Origin of the sequence: Streptomyces abikoensis (assembly GCF_014648775.1) — a bacterium.
GTDB lineage: Bacteria > Actinomycetota > Actinomycetes > Streptomycetales > Streptomycetaceae > Streptomyces > Streptomyces abikoensis.
Genome location: NZ_BMRT01000005.1, coordinates 140,997 through 153,143 on the forward strand (window position 1 = coordinate 140,997; position 12,147 = coordinate 153,143).

12 protein-coding genes are annotated in these 12,147 nt (G+C 72.4%); 3 read left to right on the forward strand and 9 right to left on the reverse strand.

Annotated features, from left to right (window positions below):
• Window positions 1–74 precede the first annotated feature (74 nt).
• Window positions 75–428, reverse strand: a complete 354-nt coding sequence (locus IE096_RS18485; RefSeq protein WP_189453106.1) for a hypothetical protein — start codon at window positions 426–428, stop codon at window positions 75–77.
• Window positions 429–704: 276 nt separating this feature from the next.
• Between IE096_RS18485 and IE096_RS18490 the strand changes: the two genes are divergently transcribed.
• The gene (locus IE096_RS18490) at window positions 705–1,781 is read left to right on the forward strand and encodes a C40 family peptidase (protein ID WP_189453108.1); all 1,077 of its coding nucleotides are present in this window, start codon (window positions 705–707) and stop codon (window positions 1,779–1,781) included.
• A 21-nt stretch (window positions 1,782–1,802) separates the two neighbouring features.
• Here IE096_RS18490 and IE096_RS18495 read toward each other — a convergent pair whose 3' ends face one another.
• The 4 genes from IE096_RS18495 to IE096_RS18510 all read right to left on the reverse strand — a co-directional run bounded on the left by IE096_RS18495 (window position 1,803) and on the right by IE096_RS18510 (window position 6,831).
• Window positions 1,803–2,918: an alpha/beta hydrolase gene (locus IE096_RS18495; protein WP_189453110.1), complete on the reverse strand. Its 1,116-nt coding sequence runs from the start codon at window positions 2,916–2,918 to the stop codon at window positions 1,803–1,805.
• 115 nt (window positions 2,919–3,033) lie between these two features.
• Entirely contained in the window at window positions 3,034–3,729 is a 696-nt protein-coding gene (locus IE096_RS18500) for a LuxR C-terminal-related transcriptional regulator (protein ID WP_126915600.1), read from the reverse strand.
• Entirely contained in the window at window positions 3,726–5,000 is a 1,275-nt protein-coding gene (locus IE096_RS18505) for an ATP-binding protein (RefSeq protein WP_189453111.1), read from the reverse strand. The genes IE096_RS18500 and IE096_RS18505 overlap by 4 nt, the downstream gene beginning before the upstream one ends.
• 106 nt (window positions 5,001–5,106) lie before the next feature.
• A complete protein-coding gene (locus IE096_RS18510) occupies window positions 5,107–6,831 on the reverse strand; it encodes a serine/threonine-protein kinase (RefSeq protein ID WP_268248326.1) in 1,725 nt (574 codons plus the stop codon).
• Between the two features lie 132 nt (window positions 6,832–6,963).
• Between IE096_RS18510 and IE096_RS18515 the strand changes: the two genes are divergently transcribed.
• Window positions 6,964–8,463, forward strand: a complete 1,500-nt coding sequence (locus IE096_RS18515) for a PspC domain-containing protein (protein WP_189453115.1) — start codon at window positions 6,964–6,966, stop codon at window positions 8,461–8,463.
• Window positions 8,450–8,686, forward strand: coding sequence for a hypothetical protein (locus IE096_RS18520; RefSeq protein ID WP_189453117.1), 237 nt, complete (start codon window positions 8,450–8,452; stop codon window positions 8,684–8,686). Before IE096_RS18515 ends, IE096_RS18520 begins: the two co-directional genes overlap by 14 nt.
• Here the strand turns inward: IE096_RS18520 and IE096_RS18525 are convergent.
• The 4 genes from IE096_RS18525 to IE096_RS18540 all read right to left on the reverse strand — a co-directional run bounded on the left by IE096_RS18525 (window position 8,649) and on the right by IE096_RS18540 (window position 12,082).
• Entirely contained in the window at window positions 8,649–9,173 is a 525-nt protein-coding gene (locus IE096_RS18525; RefSeq protein WP_229820345.1) for a DoxX family protein, read from the reverse strand. The genes IE096_RS18520 and IE096_RS18525 overlap by 38 nt on opposite strands.
• Window positions 9,174–9,366: 193 nt before the next feature.
• On the reverse strand, window positions 9,367–10,395 hold the full coding sequence (locus IE096_RS18530) for a L,D-transpeptidase (protein WP_189453120.1): 1,029 nt from the start codon (window positions 10,393–10,395) through the stop codon (window positions 9,367–9,369).
• 203 nt (window positions 10,396–10,598) lie between these two features.
• The gene (locus tag IE096_RS18535; protein WP_189453121.1) at window positions 10,599–11,411 is read right to left on the reverse strand and encodes a class II aldolase/adducin family protein; all 813 of its coding nucleotides are present in this window, start codon (window positions 11,409–11,411) and stop codon (window positions 10,599–10,601) included.
• An 86-nt stretch (window positions 11,412–11,497) separates the two neighbouring features.
• Complete coding sequence (locus IE096_RS18540; protein WP_229820346.1) at window positions 11,498–12,082, reverse strand: Uma2 family endonuclease; 585 nt, start codon at window positions 12,080–12,082, stop codon at window positions 11,498–11,500.
• Window positions 12,083–12,147 lie beyond the last annotated feature (65 nt).

Below are 12,147 nucleotides of genomic sequence, written 5' to 3' on the forward strand. Positions count from 1 at the left end.
CGAGCCGGGATCCGGCCGACAGTGGCCGGGCCCACAGCTCCGGGCCGGAGCCGGGAGGGGCCGGAGGGCGCGGCTCAGACCCACAGCACCGCGATGAAGACGTTGGTCGCCGTCAACGCGCCCACCGTGCCGAACATGGGCGCCGGAACGTTCTCCTCGTCCCGCTTCACATAGACCAGACCCAGGATCACGACGAGCAGCGCGAGCTTCACGCCGATCTTCACAGTGTTGATCGTGTCGCCCTGGCTCTGGTGGATACCGACCAGCGCGACACCTGTGACCAGCATCGTCAGCGCGCCGTGCAGCATCGCCGGCACCATGCGGGCCTCGCCCTTGCCCATGAGCTTCATCTGGGTGAGGAACCCGCCGAGCAGGGAGGCGATGCCGATGATGTGGAGGCCGACGACGGCGTGAAGGAGAACGTCCATGGGCACCGACCCTAACCGGGGCCATAGCACCACTCCGCGCCCAGGTGGGGCAGGGACACCACCTCGGTCACTCCACGGCACCGTCCTTCCGAGTCGGCAGGGGCGGCCCGCCAGGTGCGATCGCCAAACAGCCGATTCAGGGCAATACCGGTCATGGCCGTTTCGCGGTGATCCCGAGGTTTAGCGTCCTGCTCCAGACGGCGGTGGCCCGCCCTCACCCCCCTCGTGCGGGCCGCCGCCGGTCCCCCCGCCGGACGGAAGGAAGTGACGGCCGCCGTGGCCACGCACCGAAAGCCCAAGCAGCACCCTCTCGTCGGCGGCACCGCCCGTACCGCGGCCACGCTCGCCCTGGCGGGCGCGGCCACCGCCACCGCGCTCGAGGGCACCGGCCACGCCGCCCCCGCGCCCACCCCCGCCCAGGCCAGGGCCCAGGTGGCCCGGTACTACCAGCAGGCCGAGGTCGCCACCGAGCAGTACAACGGGGTGAAGGAGCGCTCGGACAGAGCCCGCTCGGTGCTCGCCGGGCTCCAGGACGAGGCCGCCCGCAAGACCGAGCGCCTCAACGCCGCCCGCAACGCCCTCGGCTCCTTCGCCGCCGCCCAGTACCGGGACGGCTCGATGCCCACCAGCATGCGGCTGCTGCTGTCCACCCGCCCGGAGCACTTCCTGGAGAACGCCTCGCTCGCCGACCGCGCGGGCCAGGGGCAGGCCGCCGCGATCTCCCGGGTCCGCCGGGAGCTGCTGGACGTCCAGCGGGTGCGGACGACGGCGGAGGCGCGGCTCGCGGAGATCCGGCGCGAGGAGAGCGCGCTCGCCGCCCACAAGCGCACCATCGAGGCCAAGCTGGACCGGGCCCGGCAGCTGCTGAGCGAGCTGCCCGCCGAGGAGGCCACCGCGATCCGTACGGGAGACACCGGCGCGGGCGTGGCGCGGGCGGCGGACACCGCGAAGGCGTCCGTCGCGTCCGGGTCGGAGGCGGTCGGCGAGGTGGCCCGCGCGGTGTCGGGGCGGGCGGCGCGGGCGGTGGCCTTCGCGTACTCCGCGCTCGGCAAGCCGTACGAGTGGGGGGCGACCGGCCCGTCGTCCTTCGACTGCTCGGGACTCACCCAGGCCGCGTGGCAGGCGGCGGGGGTGTCCCTACCGCGCACCACCTACACCCAGATCAACGCCGGGCGGCGGGTCTCCCGCGACCGGCTCGCCCCGGGGGACCTGGTGTTCTTCTACTCCGGGATCAGCCACGTCGGCCTCTACGTCGGCGACGGCAAGATGATCCACGCCCCGCACCCGGGGGCCCCGGTGCGGGTCGCGCCGGTCGACGAGATGCCGTTCGCGGGGGCGACCCGCCCGGCGTGAGCCCGCCCAGGACGTACCGGGTTAGTGGGCCACCTGCTTCGTCAGCCACTTGAAGACGTCCGGGACCTGCCGCTTCCAGACGGCCGTGCCGTGGCCGCCCGCGCCCGGCGGGATCAGGACGGTCTCCACGGTCGTCGGCGGCTTGGCCGCCTGCTTGAGCGCCTGGCCGCCCTGGTAGCCGTCGGTCTCGGCGCCGGAGACGAAGAGCGCCACCTTGGGCGGGGTCGCGGCGTGCTCGAGCATCTTCAGCGGGTTGTTGGCGTCGCGGAGTTCCGGGGTCTTCGCGGTGAGCGCGCCGGGCTCGCCTGCGGGGTCGTTGTAGCCGGACAGGCTCACGCCCGCGCGGTAGCGGTCGGGGTGCGCGACGGCCAGCCTGGCGGCGCAGTGGGCGCCCGCCGAGTAGCCGGCGACGGCCCAGCCGTCGGCCCGGTCGTCGGCGCGGAAGGTGTCGGTGACCATCTTGCGGACGTCGACGCTCAGCCAGGTGTCGGCGTTGACCTTGCCGGGGATGTTGGCGCAGCCGGTGTCGGTGTCGCCGAGGAGGGTGGTGCGCGGCGCCACGATGATGAAGGGGGCCACCTCGCCCCGCTGCATCATGGGCTTGAGCTGGGTATTCACCTCAAGGGTGCCGAACCAGGCCTTCGCCGAGCCGGGGAAGCCGGGCAGCACCTCGACCACGGGGAACTTCTTGTCCTTGTACGCGGGGTCGTCGTACTGCGGGGGCAGCCAGACGTAGACCTCGCCCTCCACGCCGGATATGTGGCCCTTGAGCTGGGTCTCCAGGACCCCGGGGCCCATGCGCTTGTCGGCGGTGGGCTTGAACGTGGCAACGGTCTTCGGCCCCTGGTCGGGCGTCTTGCCGCCGGTGCCGTCCGGGCCGAGGTCGGCGGCGGCCTTGACGTGGTTGCCGGTGCCGAGGAGGTCGGCCCAGGTGTCGAAGAGGCCGTTGGCGTTGTTGACGATCACGAAGACCATCACGATCGCCGTGGCCTGCGCGAACAGCAGCATGAGGACGCGCGTCGCGTGCCGGACGAGCCGGGGCCCGCCTATTCGGCCCCAGAGGCCCAGCGGCAGCGCGAGGGCCACCACGACCAGGGCGATCGTGATCAGGAGGAAGGGGGTCCCCGTCAGGCTCATCGGATCATCGTGCTCTCGTTTCCCGGTGCTGTTCCTGTCGCCTGTGACTAGATGGCGAGGAACTCCGGGAGGTTCCGCCGATGACCGCCCGACGGACGAGGGTCACACCGCCAGGTCACACCAGGCGGCGCGCCGTCGCCCAGCGTGTCAGCTCGTGCCGGTTGGACAGCTGGAGCTTGCGCAGCACCGCCGAGACATGCGATTCCACCGTCTTCACGGAGATGAAGAGCTGCTTGGCGATCTCCTTGTAGGCGTAGCCGCGCGCGATCAGCCGGAGCACCTCGCGCTCGCGCTGGGTCAGCCGGTCGAGGTCCTCGTCGACGGGCGGGGCGTCCGTGGAGGCGAAGGCGTCGAGGACGAAGCCGGCCAGGCGGGGCGAGAAGACCGCGTCGCCGTCCTTGATCCGGAAGATGGCGTCGACCAGATCACCACCGGTGATCGTCTTGGTGACGTAGCCGCGAGCGCCGCCCCGGATGACACCGATGACGTCCTCGGCAGCGTCGGAGACGGACAGCGCGAGGAAGCGGACCGGGGACTCCTGCCCGCCCATCAGCGAGGCGCAGCGGCGCAGCACCTCGACCCCGCCGCCGCCGGGCAGGTGGACGTCGAGCAGCACCACCTCGGGGCGGGTCGCGGTGATGACCGTGACCGCCTGGTCGACGTCGGCCGCCTCGCCGACGACCTCGACGCCCGTACGGTCCGTGGCCCCGATCTCGGCCTGCACGCCCGTCCGGAACATCCGGTGGTCGTCGACCAGCACGACCCGGACGTGGCGCTCGGCCGTCTCCCCTGCCGTCTGCTCGGTCGTCATGCGTTCTCCGCCCTCTCCATCTCCAGCTCCCATTCCGTCCCCCCGCCGGGCGCGGGTCGCACGCGTGCGGTGCCGCCGTTGCGCTGCATCCGGCCGATGATGGACTCCCGGACGCCCATCCGGTCCTCCGGGACCGCGTCCAGGTCGAACCCGGGCCCCCGGTCGCGCACCGAGATGAAGACCGTACGCCCCTCGACCTCGGCGTACACCTGCACGGCTCCGCCGTCGCCACCGTACTTGGCCGCGTTGACCATGGCCTCACGGGCCGCCTGGAGCTGGGCGTCGAGCCTGTCGTCGAGGGGGCAGTCGCCGACCACGACGACCTCGATGGGCACCCCGTGGTGGTCCTCGACGCGGGCGGCGGTGCTCCGGACGGCTTCCCCGAGGGTGCTGGGCTCCTCGGCCTCCTCCTTGCCGCGGCCCTCGGGGTCGTAGAGCCAGTTCCGCAGCTCGCGCTCCTGGGCGCGGGCGAGCCGGGCGACCTCGCGGGAGTCCTCGGCGTTGCGCTGGATCAGGGTGAGCGTGTGGAGGACGGAGTCGTGGACGTGGGCGGCGACCTCGGCGCGCTCCTGGGCCCGGATGCGCATGGTCCGCTCGGCGGAGAGGTCCTGGGCCATCCGGACGACCGAGGGCCCTGCCAGCAGCGCGATGCCGACCACCATGGCGAGCGACGCCTGGAGCACCGTCCCCAAGTGCTCGACGGAGCCCTGGAGGACGACGACGCCGGTGGCGCCGACGCCCACCAGCACCACGCCCGCGCCCGCCCGCGCGAGGGGCAGGACGCGCTTGCGGCGGCCGACCTCCACCCAGTGGGCACGACGGGCGTTGTCGGCCTGGCGCCAGACGAGGGCGACGCCCGCGCAGATCAGCACGAGCGGCACGAGGTAGGCGTTGGCGCGGCCGAGGTGGAGGCGGTCGAGGAAGACGAAGGCGCTGACGACGAGCGCGACGAGAGCGGCGGCCTGCCCCCGGTCGGGCTTGCGGGCGAGCAGGCGGCGGCGCCCGTCGGCGGAGACGGTGACCTCCGCGAACGGCCGGCGCGGGCCGTCGACGCCGCCGACGCCCAGCGGCACGACGAACCAGAACACCGCGTAGAGCAGCGCGCCCATGCCCTGGGCCGTCATCAGCGCCACGAACACCAGCCGCACCCAGGACACGGGCACGCCCAGGTGCCCCGCGAGCCCGCGCGCCACGCCGCCGAGCATCCGCCCTTCGTCGCTGCGGTAGAGCTTGCGCAGGGGCGGGCCGTCGGGGTGCGGAGCGGTGGTCATGCACTGATCGTCACACGGGCGGCCGCGCGCGGGCATCAGGGTCGACCCTGACGGGACCCGGGGAATGCCCGGGGTGGCGGGAGGGGTGACGGCGGGTCAGGCCGGGTCAGGGCCGTGCGCCCGTGCGGAAGCCGTCGCGGACCACGTCGAACACGGGCCGGTGGCGCTCCCAGTCGGCCTTCGGGGCGGACAGGTAGATGGCGTACTCGGCGCCGCCCTCACGGCCGAAGCCCAGGTCGACGGCCTGGAAGTCCCGGACCCGGCCGGACCAGGTGAACTCCCAGATCGCCGCGGGCTCGTCACGGAAGGTCGTCTCCTGGAGCCGGCCCCGGTGGTAGTTCCGGATCTCCGGGGACGCCTTGAGCTGCTGCTCGACGTCCTTCCAGTGCTGGACGTGGTCGCGGCCCGCGAAGTCCAGGACATTGATCTTGAGGCCGACGAGCCCGGTCCGGTCGATGTAGTCGACCTCGCGGGAGGACTTCTCCTGCCGGGTCCAGCCGTCGGGGACGGGGAAGGAGACGCCGAGCTGCTTCTCCTCGACCAGGTGGTAGCCCTTGGGGAGGGGCGGGTAGGTCGGCGGCGGCTTCGGCGCCGGGGTGGTGGAGCCGTGCGCCGGGGCCGGGGTCGGGGTGGTGTCCGGCCGCTCGGCGCGGGGCTCCTCGCCGTCGTCCCGGGTGAGGAGGTAGGCGCCGGCCGCGAGGGCGCCCGCGACGACGGTCGCGGCGGCCGCCCACCACCACCGGGCCGCCCGGCGACGGGCCTTGGCGGGCGCGGCAGGCGGAGCGGGTGGGGCGAACGGGGTGGGCGGGGTGGGCGAGGGCGCGACGGTGGTCGCGGAGCCGGTCGCCCCAGTCGCGGGGACGGCCGTCGGGGCAGTCGTCGTGGCGTCGGGTGCGGGTGTGGGGACGGGGGCGGAAGCGGGCGTGGGGGTGACGGCGGGTGGGGCCGGGCGGGGTGCCGGGGGCTCGGCGAGTCCCTGGGGCGTCCGGTGGGCGGCCGTGGCGGCCTCGGCCGCCGGCTCCCGGAGGATCTGCTCGACCAGTTCGGCCGGGGGCCGCAGGGCCGGGTCCTTGGCCAGCAGCGTCTCGATCAGCTTGGTCAGCGGCCCCGCCTGCCGCGGCGGCGCCAGCGGGTCCATGGCGATGGCGTACGCCGTCTCGACGGCGGTGTCCCGCCGGAACGGCGGCCGGCCCTCCAGGGCCTGATAGAGCGTGGCGCCGAGCGCCCACAGATCGGAGGCCGGTCCCGGCTTGCCACCCTTGACGCGCTCGGGGGCGATGTAGTCGATCGAGCCGACCATCTCGCCGGTCTTGGTGAGGGTCGAGGTACCCGTGGACTGGGCGATGCCGAAGTCGGTGAGGACGACCCGCCCGTCGTGCCCGAGAAGGACGTTGCCGGGCTTCACATCGCGGTGCAGCACGCCGGCCGCGTGCGCGGCGCGCAGCGCGGCGGTCATGCCGCGCCCGATGCGCGCGGTCTCCTCGGGGCCGATCGGGCCGCGCTTGAGGACGTCGCCGAGCGTCGTGGACGGCACGTACTCCATCACGATGCAGGGCAGACCGTCGTCCTCGACCACGTCGTGGACGACGACCACATTGGGGTGGGCGATCCGGGCCGCGCTGCGCGCCTCGCGCCGGGTGCGCTCGTAGAGGGTGGCGAGCTCGTCCTCCTCCAGGCCGGGATTGACGTGCAGCCGCTTCACCGCGACCTGACGGGCGAGCAACTCGTCCTCGGCGCGCCAGACGGTGCCCATGCCGCCCCGGCCTATACGCTCGGCCAGGCGGTACCGGCCGGCGACCAGCCGACCCGCCTCAGGCGCTGCACCGTGCACCGCGCGACCTCCGGTTCCCCCGTCGTATGTTCGATGCGCCACCCTAACCGGATCGATCTCAGGGGCGATCTCAGGGAACGTCCAGGGTCGGCACGGGTGCCGTACACACATTCCGGTTGACACCATGTCCCCATGACCGACGCGCCACCCACCCCCGAGCCCGCCACACCGCCGCTGCGGCGCAGCCGTGAGCACAAGCTGATCGCCGGGGTCTGCGGTGGTCTAGGGCGCTGCTTCGACATGGATCCCGTCATCTTCCGGGTGGCCCTCGGGGTCCTGGGCGTCACCGGCGGCCTCGGCCTGATCGTCTACGGCTTCGCCTGGCTCCTGATCCCACTGGAGGGCGAGGACGACAACGAAGCGCGCCGGATGCTCTCCGGGCGTGTCGAGGGCCCGGCACTGACCGCCGTGCTGTGCGCGCTGGTGGGCTCCGGCCTCTTCCTCTCCATGCTCAACAACAGTGGCGTGATGTCCTTCGCGCTGATGCTCATCGTCGCCCTGAGCGGCGCCGCGTACTGGTCGCAGCACCGCCGGCTGGCCGAGGCCGGGCCGGAGGACGCGGCGATGGCCGAGGGCACGGCCGCCGGAACGGCGCGCCCCCATAAGCCGCACAAGCCGCACAAGGCCATGGAGGCCCCGCCGGAGACCCAGGCCCCCCCGGCACCGGGCGCGCCCTCCTGGTGGCGCGACTCCGTCCGGGATCCCGCCTCGGGCGCCCCCGGCACGGGCTACCTCTGGGGCCCGGACGACGACGTCCAGGACGCGGCGGTCCCCCTCCGGGACCGCGTCGCCAAGTGGGTGCACGGCTGGGCCGGAACGGTCACCGGCACCGGCCCCGGCCCGTACCCGGGGGCCGCCCCGGCCCATGGCGCCCGCCCGAACGCGGCCTACGAGCGCCCCGCCGGGCCGACGTCCGGCGCCGGCTCCGAGGCCAGGCCCGGTTCCGGGGCCGGGGCCGGGGCCGCGTCCGGGTCAGGCCAGGGCCCATGGCTGGGCGGCTGGACGTTCCTGCTGGCCCTGGCCGCCTTCGGCCTCGGCACCGGACTGACGTGGCATCACCGCCCGCTGGGCACCTCCCTGGAGTTCGGCCTGGCCGGCGCCCTGGTCGTCTTCGGCCTGGGCATCGCGATCAGCTCCCGGTACGGCCGCACGGGCGGCGGCACGGTCGTCGCGGCGGTGCTCACCGGCGCCCTGCTGGCCGGCGCCGCCGCGCTGCCGAAGTCCGTGACCGCCGACTGGTCCCGGACGACCTGGCGCCCGGCGAGCCAGGCCGAGATCCGCGAGCACTACGAACTCGGCACCGGCCTCGGCGTGCTCGACCTGACCGGCGTGCCCTGGCCCACGTCCGCGCCCACGTCCGGCGGTGCCGCGCCGTCCCTTGTGCGCGCGGAGGTCGGGGCGGGCAAGCTCCAGGTCGTCCTGCCGCAGGACGTCACGGCGGAGCTGAACATCCAGGTCGGCGTCGGCGACATCCAGCTCCCGGGCGAAGGCTCCCAGGACGTCGACGTCCAGCCCGGCGGCCACCGCCGGACCACGCTGTCCCCCGTCGCCGGGCACCCCTCGCACGGCACCCTGCGTCTTGAGCTCAAGGCCGGCATCGGCCAGGTGGAGGTGGTCCGTGGCACGGCATGACTTCGAACCGGGCAGGCTGGTCATCGGCCTGGTGCTGCTGGGCGGCGGCCTGGCCTATCTGGCGGCGGCCGACGGCCGGTGGCACATCCCCTCCTATCTGCTGCTGCCCGTCCTGGCGGGCGGGTTCTGCCTGGCGGGCCTGGTCTCCTCCCTCACCTTCTCCGTACGCCGCCGCCGGGCGCGCCTCACCGACCGCGACGGGCGACCTGAGCGACTCGGCTGAGCGGCACCCCGCCCCGGGCACGCCCCCTCCGCCGGCCGGCCAGCGCCGCGTCCGCCGAGAGCAGGGGCGCCCCCGCGAGTATCAGCGGCAGCCAGGCCATCAGATAGACGAGGTCGTTGCCGTAGCAGTAGGGCGTGGCGGCCCAGCTGACGGTCAGCCAGAGGCTGAGCGATATCAGGGCGCCTCCGGCGGCCGCGATCCGCGCGAAGAGCCCGAGGAGCGTGCCGAGGCCCACCGCGAGCTCGCCGAACGCGATCGCGTAGCCGAAGCCGACAGGGCTCTTCAGTGCGAGATCCACCAGCCCCGGCAGCGCGGCCGTGTCGCGCACCGACTCCATCAGGGCGCCGATGGAGCCCTGCCCGCCGCTCGCCAGGAAGGCGGGGTCGGTGAGCTTGTCGAGGCCCGCGTAGACGAAGGTGATCCCGAGGAAGAGGCGCAGCGGGAGCAGCGCGTAACGCCCCATGTCCTCCCGCCCCTTGTGTGACATGCCGCCGGCCATCGCCGCCTCGCCTTCGCTCTTGCCGTCCCCGACCGCTTTCCGGCCACTTTCCGACCGCCTCCCGGCCGTCGTACTCCGACCATACGTACGGAACGCGAAACACGTTCAGCCCTGTGGACAACCTCGGCCGGGGGCCGACGGAGGTTGTCCACAGGGCTTGCGCACCATGGGGATGATGAGGTCAGGCTCCGGAGCGGACGCCCAGCGCGCTGCCTTCCAGCCACTGCTCCCAGGTCAGGTTCCAATCGCCGTAGCCGTTGCCGAAGAGGTCCATGGGCTTGGGCTTGGTGCTGCCGGTGACCTGGACGACGTCGCCCTTGAGGGTCAGCTCGTACAGCCACTTGGCGTCGGCGGTGGACATGCCGATACAGCCGTGGCTGACGTTCTCCTTGCCGAAGGACTCGGCGTTGTCGGGCGCCGCGTGAACGTACTCGCCGCTGATCGTCTCGCGCATGCTGTAGTCGTACGAGCCGTAGAAGCCGTCGGGGTGGTTGCGCGGGATGCCGATGGAGAGCGAGTCCATGACGACGCGGCCCTCCTTGGCGAGGATGGTCTTGACGCCCTCGCGGGTGCCGAAGCCCTTGGACTCGTCGCCACCGCTGACCGAGATGACGCGCAGGGTCTTGCCGTTGCGGACGACGGTCATCTTGTGGGTCTTGAGGTCCACGGTGTTGACCATCGAGTCGCCGATGGTGAAGGAGATCGTCCGGTCGCGGTCGGCCGCGGTGCCCTCGGCGAGCTTCACGCCCGCGAGCCGCGCGTCGAGGGTGACCTTGGTGCCGGCGGGCCAGTACTTCTCGGGACGGAAGTGGACGCGCGTGTCGCCCTTGGACTCGTTCCAGTGCCAGGCGCCGGGGACCTGCGGGGATGTGGAGACCTTCAGCCGTCCCTCGATGCCGGCGCGCAGCTCCTTGGCGACCTTCTGCTGCTTGAAGACGATCGCGATGGGCTGGCCCACACCGACCTTCTCGCCGTTGGCGGGTGCGATCTCGGGCCGTACGACCTTGGCGGCGCCCTTGAGCAGCGCGGCCTCCGGGGCGGGCTTCTCCGTGACGGGCGCGGGGCTCGACGGGGTCGCGGCGGACGAGGCCGGCGCGGAGGACTTCGCGGGCCGCTCCTCGGCCTCGGCGCCGCCGCCGCACGCCGTGGCGGCCAGCCCGGTCAGGGCGACGACGGCGGACAGCCCGACGGCACGGGTGAGGCGGCGCATGGTTCTCCTACCGGTTGAATCAATTCGATCGGCTCGATCGGTGCGATCGGTGCGATCGGCTCAATGGCATGACAGAGCCGAGGCGAGGACGCCTCGGCTTCCGGCCATCGTAAACAAGGTAAAAGGACCGCAAAAACGCCCGAAAGAACGAGCCACCCCCGCCGCTCGGCGGGGGTGGCCGGCCGACCGGACGCCTCGTGGGGTCAGTCCAGCAGCTCCGGCTCACTGCGGGTGATCTGCTGGTACAGCGGCTGGTAGTTGATCCACGCCACCAGGTCGTTGCCGAGCTGGTCACGGGTGTGCTCGGCGCTCTTCGGGTCGATGAGCACGGGTTTCCCGGCGGCCTTCGCCGCCAGCTGCACCTGGCAGGACCGTTCCATCGTGATGAACCACCACGCGGCCGCGTCCACCGAGTCGCCGACGGTCAGCAGTCCGTGATTGCGGAGGATCACCGCCTTGTGCGGCCCGAGGGCGGAGGCGATGCGGCGCCCCTCCTCCTCGTCCACCACGACGCCCGTGTAGTCGTCGAAGAGCGCGTGGTCCTGGTAGAACGCGCAGACGTCCTGGGTGATCGGCTCCAGCAGCTCCCCCAGCGTGGACAGCGCGCGCCCGTAGGTGGAGTGGCTGTGCGCCGCCGCGACGACGTCGGGCCGGGCGCGGTGGATCTGCGAGTGGATCGCGAAGGCCGCCTGGTTGACGTGGTGGCGGCCCTGGACGACCTGGCCCTTGTGGTTCACCAGGATCAGATCGCCGACGGTGATGTGCTTGAACGACATGCCGAACGGGTTGACCCAGAAGTGATCGGTGAACTCCGGATCCCGCGCGGTGATGTGCCCCGCGACGCCCTCCTCGAACCCGAACCGCCCGAAGAGACGGAGCGCGGCGGCCAGCCGTTCCTTGCGGTACCGCCGCTCGTCCTCGACGGAGTCGTGCCTGGGGGGCATGGCGAAGTGGAGCTGGTCGGTGGGTATGGGCTCGGGGGGTTGCGCGGCGGTGCCGGTGCCGGCCTCGGTCATGGGGCGGCCTCCTCCGTGATCCATGGCTTTGGGGGGAAGCTACCGCCGGGTAAGGGAGGAGGCCAGTGTCTGTGCGTCAGCCCGCGCTAGAACTGGTCGATCTCCGTCAGATCGATGTCGATGTCGAACGGGACGGTGAGCTTGAGCGCGTCGCGGTAGGTGCCGGTCGGCACGTACGCGCGTGATTCTTTGTCGAGTTCGAAGACGTTCACGACCGGATAGCCTTCCACTCCGGCCATCTCGACTCGCCAGAAGTACGGGATCCCGGCGAGCGCGTACTTGAACGGCTTGGTCACTTGGTCGCGCGCCTCGGAATCCGGAGAGACCACCTCAACAGCCAAGAGGACGTCCCGGACTTGGTAATACGTCTGATCAAGGCTCCGTACGGACGCGGCGCGCACGACACAGATGTCCGGTTCCGGACCGTTGCGCTTATCGATCACCACCGTCATCTCACGCCGGACCTTCAATCCCGGCGGCACTGTCCGGCGCAACCCTTCGACCAGCAAGTCGATCACGACGCTGTGGAAATTCCGCTGCGGACTCACGAAAACCAGGCTCCCGTCGATCAACTCCGTATGCGGCGGGAGGTCGGGCAGCGTCAGCAGGTCGTCCACGGTGTACCCGTCCTGCGGCGGCACCGGCCAGTGGTGCACGGGCTCAGCGGTCATGGTTCCTCCCATGGACGGGATTCTCGGCCGTACGGTCAGCGTACCCACCCCAAACACCACCGCCG